14 protein-coding genes are annotated in these 14,908 nt (G+C 68.8%); 10 read left to right on the forward strand and 4 right to left on the reverse strand.

Annotation, left to right across the window (positions count from 1 at the left end; translation table 11 throughout):
• The first annotated feature begins 68 nt into the window (after nucleotides 1-68).
• The 3 genes from BHE75_RS00760 to BHE75_RS00770 are packed head-to-tail and all read left to right on the forward strand — an operon-like array spanning nucleotide 69 to nucleotide 3,077.
• Entirely contained in the window at nucleotides 69-611 is a 543-nt protein-coding gene (locus BHE75_RS00760; RefSeq protein ID WP_070931713.1) for a sigma-70 family RNA polymerase sigma factor, read from the forward strand.
• On the forward strand, nucleotides 601-1,419 hold the full coding sequence (locus BHE75_RS00765) for an anti-sigma factor family protein (RefSeq protein WP_070931715.1): 819 nt from the start codon (nucleotides 601-603) through the stop codon (nucleotides 1,417-1,419). The genes BHE75_RS00760 and BHE75_RS00765 overlap by 11 nt, the downstream gene beginning before the upstream one ends.
• Nucleotides 1,420-1,427: 8 nt before the next feature.
• Nucleotides 1,428-3,077 (forward strand): FAD-dependent oxidoreductase, encoded by a 1,650-nt coding sequence (locus BHE75_RS00770; RefSeq protein WP_070931717.1) that lies wholly within the window; start codon nucleotides 1,428-1,430, stop codon nucleotides 3,075-3,077.
• Nucleotides 3,078-3,141: 64 nt separating this feature from the next.
• On the opposite strand, the gene BHE75_RS00775 is transcribed toward BHE75_RS00770, so the two are convergent.
• The 4 genes from BHE75_RS00775 to BHE75_RS00790 all read right to left on the reverse strand — a co-directional run bounded on the left by BHE75_RS00775 (nucleotide 3,142) and on the right by BHE75_RS00790 (nucleotide 8,142).
• Nucleotides 3,142-5,184: a 3-hydroxyacyl-CoA dehydrogenase NAD-binding domain-containing protein gene (locus tag BHE75_RS00775; protein ID WP_070931718.1), complete on the reverse strand. Its 2,043-nt coding sequence runs from the start codon at nucleotides 5,182-5,184 to the stop codon at nucleotides 3,142-3,144.
• 19 nt (nucleotides 5,185-5,203) lie between these two features.
• Nucleotides 5,204-6,007, reverse strand: a complete 804-nt coding sequence (locus BHE75_RS00780; protein WP_015458868.1) for an SDR family NAD(P)-dependent oxidoreductase — start codon at nucleotides 6,005-6,007, stop codon at nucleotides 5,204-5,206.
• Nucleotides 6,004-6,777: an SDR family NAD(P)-dependent oxidoreductase gene (locus BHE75_RS00785; protein WP_015458869.1), complete on the reverse strand. Its 774-nt coding sequence runs from the start codon at nucleotides 6,775-6,777 to the stop codon at nucleotides 6,004-6,006. The genes BHE75_RS00780 and BHE75_RS00785 overlap by 4 nt, the downstream gene beginning before the upstream one ends.
• A 126-nt stretch (nucleotides 6,778-6,903) precedes the next feature.
• Nucleotides 6,904-8,142 carry an acyl-CoA dehydrogenase family protein gene (locus BHE75_RS00790; RefSeq protein ID WP_015458870.1) on the reverse strand — a complete coding sequence of 413 codons (1,239 nt, stop codon included), beginning with the start codon at nucleotides 8,140-8,142 and terminating at the stop codon, nucleotides 6,904-6,906.
• Nucleotides 8,143-8,321: 179 nt separating this feature from the next.
• Between BHE75_RS00790 and BHE75_RS00795 the strand changes: the two genes are divergently transcribed.
• The 7 genes from BHE75_RS00795 to BHE75_RS00825 all read left to right on the forward strand — a co-directional run bounded on the left by BHE75_RS00795 (nucleotide 8,322) and on the right by BHE75_RS00825 (nucleotide 14,870).
• Nucleotides 8,322-9,149 (forward strand): cytochrome b/b6 domain-containing protein, encoded by an 828-nt coding sequence (locus tag BHE75_RS00795; protein WP_438830577.1) that lies wholly within the window; start codon nucleotides 8,322-8,324, stop codon nucleotides 9,147-9,149.
• Nucleotides 9,146-9,895: a molybdopterin-binding protein gene (locus BHE75_RS00800; protein ID WP_070931720.1), complete on the forward strand. Its 750-nt coding sequence runs from the start codon at nucleotides 9,146-9,148 to the stop codon at nucleotides 9,893-9,895. Before BHE75_RS00795 ends, BHE75_RS00800 begins: the two co-directional genes overlap by 4 nt.
• Nucleotides 9,882-10,553, forward strand: coding sequence for a maleylacetoacetate isomerase (maiA, locus tag BHE75_RS00805; RefSeq protein WP_070931722.1), 672 nt, complete (start codon nucleotides 9,882-9,884; stop codon nucleotides 10,551-10,553). Before BHE75_RS00800 ends, maiA begins: the two co-directional genes overlap by 14 nt.
• A 78-nt stretch (nucleotides 10,554-10,631) precedes the next feature.
• A complete protein-coding gene (locus tag BHE75_RS00810) occupies nucleotides 10,632-12,638 on the forward strand; it encodes a TonB-dependent receptor (protein ID WP_070931724.1) in 2,007 nt (668 codons plus the stop codon).
• A 134-nt stretch (nucleotides 12,639-12,772) separates the two neighbouring features.
• Nucleotides 12,773-13,339 (forward strand): GNAT family N-acetyltransferase, encoded by a 567-nt coding sequence (locus BHE75_RS00815; protein ID WP_070931726.1) that lies wholly within the window; start codon nucleotides 12,773-12,775, stop codon nucleotides 13,337-13,339.
• A gap of 29 nt (nucleotides 13,340-13,368) precedes the next feature.
• A complete protein-coding gene (locus BHE75_RS00820) occupies nucleotides 13,369-13,602 on the forward strand; it encodes an acyl carrier protein (RefSeq protein ID WP_015458876.1) in 234 nt (77 codons plus the stop codon).
• A complete protein-coding gene (locus BHE75_RS00825) occupies nucleotides 13,599-14,870 on the forward strand; it encodes a cytochrome P450 (RefSeq protein ID WP_070931728.1) in 1,272 nt (423 codons plus the stop codon). Before BHE75_RS00820 ends, BHE75_RS00825 begins: the two co-directional genes overlap by 4 nt.
• The last annotated feature ends 38 nt before the right edge of the window (nucleotides 14,871-14,908 follow it).

Here is a 14,908-nt window from a genome sequence, read left to right on the forward strand (position 1 = left end):
CATATGGCGCGATCGGCGGCCTTCGTGAGACCGGGGAATAGAATGCCTGGTCACCGCGTATATTCAATATGCAGCATCCTTCCGATCCCGATCCGATACTGGAGCATGCGCCGGCGCTCAGGCGTTATGCCCGGCTGCTGACGCGCGACGGGACCGCCGCCGAGGATCTGGTTCAGGAAACGCTGCTGAAGGCGCATGAACGGCCGCCGCGCCCGGCGCTGGGCCAATCGATCCGCCACTGGCTGTTCACGGTGCTGCGCAACCTGTTCATCGATGGTTTGCGCCGCCGCCGCAGCGAGGCCGCGCGGATCGACGCGCTGGCCGATGCGCGCGCCACGACGGCGACGCCCGCGCAGCCGGCCGACCAGGAATTCGCCACCTATCTGCGCCAGATCGGCGAGCGGTTCGAGGCGCTGCCCGATGGCCAGCGCGCCGCGCTGCGCTGCGTGGCGATCGAGGGGATGAGCTACCAGCAGGCCGCGGATGCGCTGGGCGTGCCGGTGGGCACGATCATGTCGCGCCTGAACCGGGCGAGGGCCGCGCTGCGGGCGGATGCGCCGGAGCCGACGGCGGCGCGGCTGCGCATCGTGGGAGGACGCGATGACGACTGACAGGAACCGCATCTGCGATATCGACATCAACGCCTATGTCGACGGCGAGCTGGACGCGGCGCGCGCCTGCGAGGTCGAGCGGCACCTGAGCCAGCGGCCCAACGATGCCGCGCGGGTGATGGAGGATCTGGCCGGCCGCAGCGCCCTGCGGCTGATCGCCGGCAAGGCCCGGCCGTTCACGCCCCGCGCCGAGCGGCGCGCCGGCGGCACCCGGCTTTCGCTGGCGGCGGTGATCGCCTTTGCGGGGCTGAGCGTGATGACGCTGGTGCTGCCCAATGCCGGCGGGCAGAGCGTGGCATCGCCGCCATCCTATCTGGACGATGCGATGATGTCCCACCGGATCACGCTGATGCGGGCGCGCATGGCATCCCAGCCCGAGGCGCCGAACCTGGACGTGCATGATCTGATGCGCGAGACCGGCATCCGCGTGCCCCGCCTGCCCGCCGGCTGGCGCGTGCTGGATGCGCAGCTTTTCCCGTCCGAATATGGCCCGGCGCTGCAGATGCTGGTGCATACCGAGGACAAGGGCGTGCTTTCCATCTTCGCTGTGCGCGGCGCCAGCACGGCGCCGACCGAGCCTTCCGCCGAGCGGATGGACGGCCGGTCGATCGCTTATTGGCGCAAGGGCGACCTTTCCTATGCCCTGATCGGCGACGGGACGCCCGAGGAGATCGACCGGATCGCCGACCATCTGGAGGATGGCGGGCTGGAGCAGGCGGATGCCGCCATCCGTCCCCCGGCCCATCGAGTTACCGCGTTGCCCGTGTTGCCGGACGCTTCTGCCCGGCGGGCCAACGCACCAGCGTGAGGTGAAGCATGCATATCGATCTGGATGACGGCGTTTCCGCCGAGCTGCTGGCGGATACGTGCGTGATCGGCGCGGGGGCGGCGGGGATCACCGTGGCCCGCCGGCTGCTCGCCGCGGGCCAGCGGGTGGTGCTGCTGGAAAGCGGCGGCCTGGATCATGAGGCCGATACCGCCGCGCTGAACGAGGGTCGATCGGTGGGCGAGCCTTATTATCCGCTGGATCATGCGCGGCTGCGCTTCTTCGGCGGCACCACCGCCATCTGGGGCGGGCGCTGCGCCGAGCTGGACCCGATCGATTTCGTCCGGCGCGACTGGGTGCCCCATTCGGGCTGGCCGATCGATCATGCCGAGATCGCGCCTTATTATGCGGCGGCCCGCGACCTGCTGGACCTGCCGTCGCGCGAACCGACCGCGGAGAGCTTCGCCCGCGCGGGCGCGCCGCTTCCCGATTTCGATGCGGATGTGCTGCGCACGCCCTTCTGGAGCTTCGACGACAGGTTCAACCGCTTCACCTTCGAATCGTGCGCGGACCTGCGCGAGAATCCACGCTGCCGCATCCTGACCCATGCGACGGTGACGGAGATCGTGGCCCTGCCTTCGGGCCGGGCGATCGGCCATCTCGACCTGACGGCGCGCTCGGGCCGGCGCCACCGGGTGCGCGCGCGCAATTATGTGCTGGCGGCGGGCGGCATCGAGAATGCCCGGCTGCTGCTGGCATCGGATTCGATCGTGCGCACCGGCCTCGGCAACGCGCACGACCAGGTGGGCCGTTACTTCATGGAACATCCCCATGCGCGCGGCGGCAGGATCGTCGGGCCTGGGGTGTGGGCGCTGCTCAACGCCTTCGGCCGCAAGCACCGGCTGGACGGGCATAACGCCGCGGCCCTGATCGCTCCGGCCGAGCGGCTGCAGCGCGAGCAGGGGCTGCTCAACACCTCGCTCACCATCGCCGGTCGCCGGCCGGTGCACGGCAGCGAGGCGCTGGGCATGCGCGCCTATCAGAAATTGAAGCATGATCTTGCCCCCAGCCGGCGCGCGCGGGCGATGTGGATGCGCACCAAGCAGGCGGTGAACGCGACGATGAGCGTGACCGAGCCGCTCCGCCCCTGGCTGCTGCACAAGGCCGGCCGGCTGGACGTGGCGCTGGTGGTGCGCGGCGAGCAGGCGCCCAATCCCGACAGCCGGGTGCTGCTGGACGGCACGACCGACGCGCTGGGCCTGCGCCGCGCCAGGCTCGACTGGCGGATGAGCGCGATCGATACGGACAGCGTGGCGGGCCTCGTCGCCGCCCTCGGCCGCGAGACCGAGCGGCTGGGGCTGGGCCGGGTTGAGGCCGCGCCCTGGCTTTCGGATGCGAGCCGCGCCTGGCGCACCGATCCGCTGATCAGCGCGCATCCGATCGGCGGCTATCACCATATGGGCACGACGCGCATGGCCGACAGCCCGCGCGAAGGCGTGACCGACGCCACCGGCCGCGTCCACGGCCTCGCCAACCTGCATGTCGCGGGAAGCTCGCTCTTCCCGACGTCCGGCTGGGCCAATCCGACGCTGACCATTCTCGCGCTGGCGCTGCGGACGGCCGATTTCATCGCCAGGGGCGCCGCGCAGGAGCCGGCGATCGAGCAGGAGAACCGGCCGCTGGTAGCCGCGCGCCGGTAAAAATGCGGGCGGCGGAGGCCGATGCCCCCGCCGCCCGGCTTCTGTTCGATATCGGGCCGGCCGATCAGTTGAAGGTTTCACCCTTTTCCGCCTTGGCGACGAGCAGCGGCGACAGCGAGAAATCGGGGCCGAGGCGATCGGCCTGGCGCTTCAGGCCGTCCACCACCGTCTTCAGGCCGATCTGGTCCGCCCACAGCATCGGGCCGCCGCGATAGACCGGCCAGCCATAGCCATAGACCCAGACGACGTCGATGTCGGACGCGCGCTGGGCCTTGCCTTCCTCCAGGATCTTCGCGCCTTCGTTGACCATGGTGTAGAGGCAGCGCTCGCGTATCTCCTCGTCGGATATCTGGCGCTGGGGGATGCCCTTGGCGGCCGCGAATTCGGCGATGATCCGTTCGGCGACCGGCGAGGGCGTGCGCTGGCGCTTCTCGTCATAATCGTAGAAGCCGCCGCCCGATTTCTGGCCGAGCCGGCCTTCGGCGCACAGCGCCTCGCGCACGGTTTCGCGCCGGGTGGGATCGCGATGCCAGCCGATGTCGAGCCCGGCGAGATCGGCGAGCTGGAACGGCCCCATCGGGAAGCCGAAATCGAGGAAGACGCGATCGACGTCCGAGGGCTTCGCCCCTTCGAGGATGAGCTGGCCGGCCTGATCCTGCCGGGGCTTCAGCATGCGGTTGCCGATGAAGCCGTGGCAGACGCCGGCGACCACCGCGATCTTCCTGATCTGCTTGGCGAGCGCCATGGCGGTGGCGAGCACGGAATCGGACGTCTTCGCCCCGCGCACCACCTCCAGCAGCTTCATCACGTTGGCGGGCGAGAAGAAGTGCATGCCCAGCACATATTCCGGCCGCGCGGTGACGGAGGCGATCTCGTCGACATCGAGATAGGAGGTGTTGGTGGCGAGGATGGCGCCGGGCTTGGCCGCCTTGTCCAGCCGGGCGAACACCTCCTTCTTCACGTCCATATTCTCGAACACCGCCTCGATGACGAGGTCGGCCTGGGCGAGGTCGTCGTAGGACAGAGTGGGCTTGAGCAGCGCCATGGCCTTTTCGACCTGCGCTTCCGTCATCCGGCCGCTCTTGACGTTGTTGGCGTAATTCTTCGCGATCACGCCGACGCCGCGATCGAGCGCCGCCTGCTCCGCCTCGAGGATGGTGACGGGCACGCCGATCGACAGGAAGTTCATGGCGATGCCGCCGCCCATCGTGCCGGCGCCGATCACGCCGACCGACTTCACCGGGATCAGCGGCGTATCGGCGGGCAGGCCATCGACCTTGGCGGCCGCCCGCTCGGCGAAGAAGATGTGGCGCTGCGCCTTGGACTGATCGCTGACGATCAGCTTCGCGATGAGGCGGCGTTCCACCTCCAGCCCTTCGCGGAAGGGCAGGTCGATGGCGGCCTGGATCGCCTCGATGCAGGCTTCCGGCGCCTCGAAGCCCTTCATCTTCTTGGCATTCTTCGCACGGAACGCTTCGAACACGCCGGGTTCGGCCACGGCCTTGCGCTCGCTGGTGCGCGGCAGCGGGCGCTTGTCCGCCACCTCCCGCGCGAAGGCGATGGCTTCGGCGGCGAGATTGTCCTCGGCGGCGAGGCGATCGACCAGGCCGACCTCGGCCGCCTTCTTCGCCCCGATCGGCGCGCCACCGACGATCATCTCCAGCGCGGCTTCGGCGCCCACCACGCGCGGCAGGCGCTGCGTGCCGCCGGCGCCGGGGAGGATGCCGAGCTTCACTTCGGGCAGGCCGAGCTTCGCCGAGGGCACGGCGACGCGATAATGGCAGGCGAGCGCGGTTTCCAGCCCGCCGCCCAGCGCGGTGCCGTGGATCGCGGCGACGACCGGCTTGTCCAGCGCCTCGATGCGTTCGAGCAGCTCGGGAAGCTGCGGGTCCTTCATCGGCTTGCCGAATTCGGTGATGTCGGCACCGGCGAAGAAGGTGCGGCCTTCGCAGCGGATCACCACCGCCTTGATCGCGGGATCGGCGGCGGCCGCGTCGATCGCTTTGGCCAGCCCGTCACGCACCGCATGGCCGAGCGCGTTGACCGGCGGATTGTTCGATATGACGACGAGGACGTCGCCCGCCCGTTCGGTGGTGATGATGGTCATCCATGTCTCCTGATGGGAATCAGAGCGCGGTCCGGCCGAGCTCCTGGCGATTGAAGGGGTGCGAGCTGGACAGGCCGCCATCGACGACCAGCGCGTGGCCGTTGACGTAGGATGCCTCGTCCGAGGCGAGGAACAATGCGGCATGCGCGATCTCGTCCGGCTCGCCGCCGCGGCGCAGCGGGTTGAGGTGGCCGAGCTGGTCGGCCTTGCCGGCTTCCCGCGCGCGGACGTAGATCATCTCCGTCATGCCGGTTTCGATGAGGCCGGGGCAGATCGCGTTCACCCGGACATTGCTGGTCGAAAGCTGCTGGGCGGATGTCTGCACCAGGTTGATGACGCCTGCCTTGGAGGCCGAATAAGCCGGCCCGCCCGCGCCCGATCTCAGCCCGGCGACGCTGGCGGTGCAGATGATCGAGCCGCGCTTCTGCGCGATCATGTGCGGGGCGGCATGCTTCACCGCGAGGAAGGGGCCGATCAGGTTGACGCGCAATATTTCCGCCCAGTCGGCGGCATCCTGATCGAACAGGCCCTTCAGCCCGCCCGAAATGCCGGCATTGGCGAACATCACGTCGATCCGCCCGTGCGCCTCCACCGCATGGCCGACCAGCCGGGCGACATCCTCCTCGCGGCCGGCGTCGAGCTTGAGGCCGTCGGCGCGGCCGCCGGCATCGCGGATCAGCTCGATCGTTTCGGTGACGCCGTCGCCGATATCGGCGGCGACGACCACCGCGCCGTGGCGGGCGAAGAGGCGGCAGGTGGCGCGGCCGATGCCGCTGCCCGCGCCGGTGACGACCGCGACCCGGCCGGCAAGCCGCCCGGTCACAGCCCGATTCCCGTGGTCGCCCCGCCGTCGACGATGATCGCCTGGCCGGTCATGAAGGTGGCGGCGGGCGAGGCGAGGAAGACGGCGGCGCCAGCGATCTCGTGCGGCTCGCCGATGCGGCCCAGCGGCGTGTTGCGGGTGACGGCCTTCAGCGTCTGCGGGTCTTCCCACAATGCGCGGGCGAAATCGGTGCGGACGAGGCCGGGGGCGATGCAGTTCACCCGCACGCCATCCGGCCCATATTCGGCGGCAAGGTTGCGGGCGAGCTGGAAGTCCGCCGCCTTCGAGACGTTATAGGCGCCGATCGACACCGATGACGTCAAGCCGCCGATCGACGAGATGATGATGATCGAGCCTTCCTTGCGCTCGCGCATCTCCGGCGCGACCATGCCGATCAGCCAGTGGTTGGCCAGCACGTTGTTGTCGAAGATCTTGCGGAACTGATCGTCGGTGATCCCCGCCATCGGCCCGTAATAGGGGTTGGAGGCGGCGTTGCAGACGAGGATGTCGATCCGCCCCAGCCGCGCGCGGGTCTCGTCGACGAGGTGCTGGAGCGCTTCCTTGGACGATATGCTGGCGGCGATCGCGGTGGCCGCGCCGGGATGGCGGGCGTTGATCGCCTCGGCCACCGCATCGCATGCATCCTGCTTGCGGCTGGAGATCACCACCCTGGCGCCCTGATCGGCCATCGCCTCGGCGATCGCGCGGCCGATGCCGCGCGACGATCCGGTGATGATGGCGACCTTGCCGGTAAGATCGAACAGGGACATCAGCTTCATCCTCCCACTGTGCCGTTTCCGCGAATGCCGGAATCGTTTGCCGCCAAGGCTCGGTCCCCCGCGCCTTCCCGTCAATGGATCCTGACGCCCGTCAGGATGACGGCGGCGCGGGAGGGATCAGACCCGATATTTGCCGAATTCGAGGCGGGCGATCGCGCGGTTGTGCACCTCGTCCGGCCCGTCCGCCAGGCGGAGCGTGCGGATCGTGGCATAAGCGCGCGCCAGGCCGAAATCGCTGGTCACGCCGCCGCCGCCATGCGCCTGGATCGCATCGTCGATCACCTTCAGCGCCATGCGCGGGCCGGCGACCTTGATCATCGCGATTTCCGCCTGCGCGGCCTTGTTGCCGGCCTTGTCCATCATGTCGGCGGCCTTGAGGCAGAGCAGCCGCGTCATCTCGATATCGATGCGGGCCTCGGCGATGCGCTGTTCCCAGACGGACTGTTCGGCGATCGTCTTGCCGAAGGCGACGCGGCCGAGCAGGCGGCGGGCCATCTTCTCGATCGCTTCCTCCGCCACGCCGATGGTGCGCATGCAATGGTGGATGCGGCCCGGCCCGAGGCGGCCTTGCGCGATCTCGAACCCGCGGCCCTCGCCCAGCAGCATATTCTCCACCGGCACGCGGACATTGTCGAGGATCACCTCGGCATGGCCGTGGGGGGCGTCGTCATAGCCGAAGACGGGCAGCATGCGGACGACCTTCACGCCGGGCGCGTCCATCGGCACCAGGATCATCGACTGTTGCGAATGGCGCGGCGCATCCGGGTTGGTCTTGCCCATGACGATGTTGATCCTGCAACGCGGATCGCCCACGCCCGACGACCACCATTTGCGGCCGTTGATGACATAATGGTCGCCGTCGCGATCGATCCGCGTCTCGATATTGGTGGCGTCGGACGAGGCGACGGCCGGCTCCGTCATCAGGAAGGCGGAACGGATGTCGCCGTCCATCAGCGGCTTCAGCCACTGGTCCTTCTGGGCGCGGGTGCCGTAGCGGTGCAGCACCTCCATGTTGCCGGTATCGGGGGCGGAGCAGTTCATCGCCTCCGACGCCCAATAGACGCGGCCCATCTCCTCCGCGCAGAGCGCATATTCGAGGTTGGACAGGCCCGGCCCCTCGAAATGGAAGCTTTCGTCCACATGCTGCTGGCCGCTGTGGGGCGGCATGAACAGGTTCCAGAGCCCCGCCGCCTTGGCTTTGGCCTTGGCTTCCTCGATCACCGGCAGCACCTTCCAGCGCTCGCCGGTCTCCTGCTGCTCATGATATTCGGGATCGCGCGGGCGGACGTGGGTTTCGATGAAATCGCGCACCCGGTCGCGCCAGTGGGTCTCGCGCTCGCTAAGGGTGAAATCCATCGCTCTCTCTCCCGCTGACTAGACTTTTCTTCCCTGCGCTATGCCCCTTGAAAGCGTTCGTCCAGCCGCCGAGGCGTTCGGAAATTGGCGATCGGGCCATCTAATATGCGACGCCCGGCCATGACGCAGCGTAAAAGCCCGGGAGGAGATTTTCGCGGGCACGGACGCGGGAGCAGGCGATGATGCGGGATGCGGCGGCTGGAATGGCGGGCGAATGGCGATTGCGCCACCGCTGGCCGACTCGAATATGGCATTGGGCCAATGCGGCGATCGTGATCGTCATGCTGATGAGCGGCCTGATGATCTTCAACGCCCATCCCCGCCTCTATTGGGGCCAATATGGCGCCAATGCCGATCATGCCTGGCTGGAGATCAGATCGACGCCAACGCAGGGCATATTGCGGATCGGTGACGTCATGGTGCCAACCACGGGCGTGCTGGGCCGGTGGACGGACGGCGACGGCGTGGTGCAGACCCGCGCCTTTCCCGGCTGGGCGACGATCCCCACGCGCTACAGCCTTTCGGCCGCGCGGCGCTGGCATCTGGCCTTCGCCTGGGCGTTCGCGATCGGCGGCGCGGCCTATGCGGCCTGGTGCATGGCGCGCGGCCACCTCAGCCGCGATCTGCTGCCCCGGCGGGGCGAGCTGGCGCCCGGCCATCTCTGGGCGGACATCAAGGCGCATGCCCGGCTGCGGCTGGCGAAGGGGGAAGCGGCGGCGCGATACAATATCCTCCAGAAGCTCAGCTATCTGGCCGTGCTGTTCGGCCTGCTGCCGGCGATGCTGCTGAGCGGGCTTGCCATGTCGCCGGCGATGGACGCGGCCTGGCCCTGGCTGGTCGATCTGTTCGCGGGCCGCCAGTCCGCCCGGTCCGTCCATTTCATCTGCGCGATGCTGATCCTGGCCTTCGTCCTCGTCCACCTCGCGATGGTGGCGGCCGCCGGCCCGGTGCGCGAGCTGCGGGCGATGATCGGCGGCTGGTATCGCCTGCCGGAGGAACGGGCATGAGGCTTTCCCGCCGCCGCCTGATCGGCTCGCTCGCCGCGGCACCGCTGCTCACCGCCTGCGACCGGCTGACCTATAGCGAGGGCTTCCGCGAGGGCCTGCGCGCGGCCGAGGGGCTGACGATGCGCGCGCAGCGGCTGGTGATGGATCGCGGCGCGCTCGCCCGCGAATTCGGCGCGGCGGATATCTCCCCCGTCTTCCGGTCCAACGGCACCCGCCGGCCGGGATCGCAAAGCTATGCCGATCATTCCGCGCGGGGCTTTGCCGATTGGCGGCTGGCGGTGGACGGGCTGGTGGCGCGGCCGCTTTCGCTGTCGATGGCGCAGATACGCGGCCTTCCCGCGCGCACCCAGATCACCCGCCACGATTGCGTGGAAGGGTGGAGCGCGATCGGCCGGTGGACCGGCGTGCCGCTCCGCCTGCTGCTGGAAGGTGCCGGGGTTTCGACGCGGGCGCGCTACATCGTCTTCCATTGCGCCGACGATTACGGGCCGGTGCGTTATTATGAGAGCATCGACATGGTGGATGCGCTGCATCCCCAGACGATCCTCGCCTGGGCGCTCAACGGCGCACCGCTGCCGATCGAAAATGGCGCGCCGCTCCGGCTTCGGGTGGAACGGCAGCTCGGCTACAAGCATGCCAAATATGTTGAGCGGATCGAGGCGGTGGCTGGCCTGGCCGCGATCGGCGGCGGCAGGGGCGGCTATTGGGAGGACAGCAACGATTATGAATGGTATGCCGGGATATGACGGAAACCCCGTCCGCCTCCACGATTATTATCGCTCGTCGGCAGCCTATCGCGTCCGCATCGCGCTCAACCTCAAGGGCATCGCCTTCGAAAGCGTGCCGGTGAACCTGCTGGCGGGCGAGCAGCGCGGGCTCGCCTTCCGCGCGATCAACCCGCAGGGGCTGGTGCCGCTGCTGGAGATGGACGGCATCCGCATCGGCCAGAGCCTGGCGATCATCGACTATCTCGACGCGCGCGTGCCCGATCCCGCTTTCGTGCCGCGCGATCCGGCGGCGCGGGCGCGGCAGCTCGCGCTGGCGCTGGTGGTGGCGTGCGACATCCACCCTATCAACAATGTCCGCGTGCTGCGCTATCTGGGGGGCGAGCTGGGCGCGGACGAGCCCGCGCGCGAGGCGTGGATCGGCCATTGGGTGCGCGAAGGCTTCGCCGCATTGGAGGCGATGGCCGCCCAGGACGGGGCCGGCACGGCGGCGCGACCCTATCTGGGCGGCGCCGCGCCGGGGATCGCCGACATCTGCCTGGTGCCGCAAATGTATAATGCCCGGCGCTTCAAAGTCGCGCTGGACGACTTTCCGCTGCTGGTGCGGATCGATGCGGCGCTGGCGGCGCTGCCCGCCTTCGCCGCCGCCCATCCCGATCGCTTCGCGCCGGAAGGTTGAAGGCCGCCGGCCGGAATTTGGCGCGATCGCGCACGACAAAGCGATTCCCGTGCGTGGGCGGCGGTTTATAGAGGGGCCATGCGCGCCCTGATCCTGACCGCTTTCGCCCTTCCTTCCGTCGCTTATGCCGAGGGGCGCGATATCGTCGTCACCGGCGCCGGGCTGGAGGCGCCGGCCGGCCTCGCCGCCTATGACGTGAGCGTGATCGAGCGCGACCGGCTGACGACCACGGCCAGCGGGCGGCTGGAGGATGTGCTGCGCGACGTCGCCGGCTTCCAGCAGTTCCGGCGATCGGATTCGCGATCGGCGCATCCCACCAGCCAGGGGGCGACCTTGCGCGGGCTGGGCGGCAACGCATCGGCGCGCGCGCTGATCCTGCTGGATGGCGTGCCGCAGACCGATCCTTTCGGCGGCTGGATTCCGTGGAGCGCCTATGATCCCTCGCGGCTGGGGATGGTGCGGGTGACGCGCGGCGGCGGCAGCGGCGTCAACGGGCCGGGCGCGCTGGCCGGCACGATCGAGCTGATGAGCGCCGGGCCGGACGAGATCGCGCCCGCCTGGGGCGCCATCGCTTATGGCAGCCGCGACAGCGTGGAGGCCGAGGCGGGGGTGAGCGGCGCCATGGGCGGCGGCTATGGCGTGCTTTCGGCCAGCTATGCGCGCGGCGACGGCTTCACCCCCATCGTCGCGGACGCGCGCGGCCCGGTGGATCGGCCGGCCTTCTACGAACAGGCCAGCCTTTCGGCGCGGACCGCCTTTGCCGTGGGCGGCGATACCGAATTGCAGACCAATCTGCTGGGCATGCTCGACCGGCGCGATCGCGGCACCGATTTCACCCCCAACCACAATCTCGGCGCCGATGCCAGCGTGCGGCTGGTGGGGCGCGGCCGCTGGGGCTGGGAGGCGGCGACATGGTTGCAGCTCCGCGAATTTTCCAGCGGCTTCGCCAGCGTGAACGCCGATCGGACGGCGGTGAACCCCTCGCTCGACCAGTATAATGTCCCGGCGACCGGCCTTGGCGCGCGGTTCGAGGTCCGCCCGCCGCTGGGGGGCGGGGTGGAATTGCGGCTGGGCGGCGACGCGCGCCAGACCACCGGCGAAACGAAGGAGCTTTACAGCTTCGCGGCCGGCGCGCCGACCAGGGCGCGCCGTGCGGGCGGGCGGACGCGCACCTTCGGCGGCTTCGCCGACCTGAGCTTCGCCCCGGACGATGCCTGGACGCTGACGGCGGGTGCGCGGATCGATCGCTGGCGGATCGAGAAGGGCCATCTTGACGAGACCGTGCTGGCGACGGGCGCGGCGGCGACCGACCAGGACTTCGCCGATCGGTCGGGATGGGAGCCGACGGCGCGGGCCGGCATCGCCTTCCGGCCGGCGCAGGCGGTGACGCTGCGTTCCGCCGGCTATCTCGGCTGGCGGTTGCCCAGCCTCAACGAGCTTTACCGCCCTTTCCGTGTCGGCGCGGACGTGACCGCCGCCAACCCGCTCCTGAAGCCCGAGCGGCTGAAGGGCGTCGATGCGGGCGTCGATTATCGGCCGCTGCCGGGATTCCGCCTTTCCGCCACCCTGTTCTACAACCGGCTGGACGACGCCATCGCCAACGTGACCCTGGCGCCCAATTCGCGGCAGCGGCAGAATCTGGAGGCGATCCGGTCGCAGGGGATCGAACTGGAGGCCGCCGCCCGCCACGGGCCGTGGCAGCTTTCGGGATCGTGGACGCTGATCGACGCCAAGGTGCGCGCCGATGCCGGGCTGTCCGCCGCGCTCGATGGCTTGCGCCCCGCGCAGACGCCGCGCAACCAGGCGAGCGCGACGCTGGCATGGAACCGGCCGGATGGCATGGCGGCATCGGCGACGGTGCGGCATCTCGCCGGCCAGTATGAGGACGATCAGAACAGCCGCCGGCTGGGTGCGGCCACCACGCTGGATGCGGTGCTGCGCGTGCCCGTGGCCCGGGGCCTCAGCATCGAGGCGCGCGGCGAGAACCTGACGGACACGCTGGTCGAGGCCGGGATATCGGGCGCCGACGTGATCGAGCGGGCGACGCCGCGCACGCTCTGGATCGGGCTGCGCTACGGCGGCTGAGCGCCGGCGGGAATCCGCCCCGAAAATGGTGGACTTGGCACCGCGGATTGGGAAGAAATAGCAACTGGCAGCCTGGTGGATCATATCCACTAGACCATGGATGAGCGGCCCGCCCCGAGCGCAAGGAGACCCATGTGGTAGACGCCGCCCGCAGCACCGGCCTCGCAAGCGCGCCCGTCCATATCGAAACCAACGGCTATGTGCTGCGCAGCCTGACGCCAGCGGACGTGACGCCGCGTTTCGTGGAATGGCTGAACGGGCCGGGCATGCTGGCGGGCCTGAACCTCGCGGCGCTGAACTTCGATCTGGAAGGGCTGCGGCGGTTCGTTGCCGGCTTCGATGGCCTGCACAATCATTTCATCGGCATATTCGATCGCGAGAACGGCCTGCTCGTCGGCTTCTACACGATCGACGTGGATCTGACCCACAAGGTGGGCAACATCACCACCGGCATTGGCGAGACGGCCTATCACGGCCGGGGCGTGCTGCTGGCGACGATCGATGCGCTGCTCGACCATTTCTACGCCTATCGCGATGTGGAGAAGATGACGGGGCGCATCCTCGCCCGCAACGTGCGCATGATCTTCAATTTCCAGAACGACGCGCGCTTCAAGTTCGAGGCGAAGCTGCGCCGCGAATGCCGCGCGGCGGATGGCACGCGGCTCGACGTGCTGATCTTCGCCTCGCACAAGGACGGGTAGGATCGCGGCGGAACGGACGGGAGAGACCTATGGATTATCTCTATGAGGCGCGGAAGATCCTGTCGGGCTGCCTGTTCGTGCCGATCGAGAAGATCGGCGCCGACGACGCGATCAACGCCGCGCAGGAGGTGGACAGCCTGAACTTCGCGCTGATCGTGGTGGAGATGGAGAATTTTCTGAAGGCCGAGGTCGATCCCGTCGACCTGCTGGAGATGCGGACGGTGCGCGATCTCGCCCGCATCCTCGAACGAGGGCCGCAATGAACCAGCCCCGGTTCAGCGGCGCCTATACCGATGCCGCGAACTGGCTCTACCGCATGGCCCGCGAACATAATGGCGAGAATGTCCGGGCGGAGGTGAACGGCGCCGATGTGCTGCTGGTGCAGCGGCTGGAGGATGCCGAGCATGTGCTGCGCCGGCGGGCGGACAATTATCGCAAGAACATGCACTGGTTCCGCCACATGCTCGGGCCGTCGCGCTTTTCCGAAGTGGGCGAGGCGTGGGAGATACGGCGCGAGCTGACCCAGCATTATCTCGCCAAGTTCGATCGCGAGCGGACCCACGGCCTTGCCGTCCGCTATGCGGACGAAGCCGTCGGCGCGCTTGCCGGGCGCAGCGCCGCGGGCGATGCGGTGCTGGACGAAAGCCTGCTCCGGCGCATGACGGTATCGGTGCTGATCGAGAATTTCTTCGGCGTGCCGCTGGCCGAAACGCGGGTGGATATCGATCGGCTGGCGACGCTGATGGAATTCGGGTCCGAATATGCCTTCGCGCCGACCGTCGACACCAGCGCATTGAACCATCGCCACCTGGCGGCGCTGCCCCGCCTGCGGCGCGAGATATTCGATGATTTCCGCCTGTTCCGCGAAGGCGCGCTGCCGGACAATCCGATGCTGGAAGGCATGCTGGCGGCCGATCGCGATCCGGAAAACGATATCATGCTGGAACATGAGCTGCTGACCTTCTTCGCCGCCGGCGCGGAGACGACGGCGTCGGGCATCGGCTGGGCCTGCTACCTGCTGGCCCGCCATCCCGATGTGCAGCGCGGCCTGCGCGATGCGCTGGCCCCTTTCTGGGAATCGCTCCGGCCGGATTGGGCGCATCTTTCGACGATCGCCCCGCTGGAAGCCTTCGTTTCGGAGGCGCTGCGCCTCTATCCGCCCACCCCGCTCGTCACCCGGCTGGCCACCGGGCCCGACCGGATCGGCGACCATGCGATCGCGGAAGGCGACAATATCTTCGTGTCGATCCCCGGCGTGCAGCATGATGCCCGGCTGCATACCGATCCGTGGGCGCTGCATCTCGATCGCTATCGCAACAATGCCAGCGCCGGATCGAACATCGCCTTCATCTTCGGGCCGCGCGTTTGCGGCGGCAAGAAATTCGCGCTGGTGGAGCTGGCCGCCTTCGTCGCCACCTTCCTGAAGCGCGCGGATTTCGCCCTGACATCCGATGCGCCGCCGCGCTTCCACTGGAAATCGCTGATGCTGCGCGAAGGCGGCCAGCCGGTGCGGGTGACGCTCAGGGATTGAGGGGATTTCCGCGCGGTGGACCTCCCCTCCCTGCAAGG

The sequence above is a fragment of the Edaphosphingomonas haloaromaticamans genome (assembly GCF_001853345.1).
Classification (GTDB): domain Bacteria; phylum Pseudomonadota; class Alphaproteobacteria; order Sphingomonadales; family Sphingomonadaceae; genus Sphingomonas_E; species Sphingomonas_E fennica.

What these genes read in the sequence shown, in the direction of transcription:
- BHE75_RS00760 (WP_070931713.1), top strand. Translation starts at nt 69, where the DNA reads ATGCAGCATCCTTCCGATCCCGATCCGATACTGGAGCATGCGCCGGCG.
- BHE75_RS00765 (WP_070931715.1), top strand. Translation starts at nt 601, where the DNA reads ATGACGACTGACAGGAACCGCATCTGCGATATCGACATCAACGCCTAT.
- BHE75_RS00770 (WP_070931717.1), top strand. Translation starts at nt 1,428, where the DNA reads ATGCATATCGATCTGGATGACGGCGTTTCCGCCGAGCTGCTGGCGGAT.
- BHE75_RS00775 (WP_070931718.1), bottom strand. Translation starts at nt 5,184, where the DNA reads ATGACCATCATCACCACCGAACGGGCGGGCGACGTCCTCGTCGTCATA.
- BHE75_RS00785 (WP_015458869.1), bottom strand. Translation starts at nt 6,777, where the DNA reads ATGTCCCTGTTCGATCTTACCGGCAAGGTCGCCATCATCACCGGATCG.
- BHE75_RS00790 (WP_015458870.1), bottom strand. Translation starts at nt 8,142, where the DNA reads ATGGATTTCACCCTTAGCGAGCGCGAGACCCACTGGCGCGACCGGGTG.
- BHE75_RS00795 (WP_438830577.1), top strand. Translation starts at nt 8,322, where the DNA reads ATGATGCGGGATGCGGCGGCTGGAATGGCGGGCGAATGGCGATTGCGC.
- BHE75_RS00800 (WP_070931720.1), top strand. Translation starts at nt 9,146, where the DNA reads ATGAGGCTTTCCCGCCGCCGCCTGATCGGCTCGCTCGCCGCGGCACCG.
- maiA (WP_070931722.1), top strand. Translation starts at nt 9,882, where the DNA reads ATGCCGGGATATGACGGAAACCCCGTCCGCCTCCACGATTATTATCGC.
- BHE75_RS00810 (WP_070931724.1), top strand. Translation starts at nt 10,632, where the DNA reads ATGCGCGCCCTGATCCTGACCGCTTTCGCCCTTCCTTCCGTCGCTTAT.
- BHE75_RS00820 (WP_015458876.1), top strand. Translation starts at nt 13,369, where the DNA reads ATGGATTATCTCTATGAGGCGCGGAAGATCCTGTCGGGCTGCCTGTTC.
- BHE75_RS00825 (WP_070931728.1), top strand. Translation starts at nt 13,599, where the DNA reads ATGAACCAGCCCCGGTTCAGCGGCGCCTATACCGATGCCGCGAACTGG.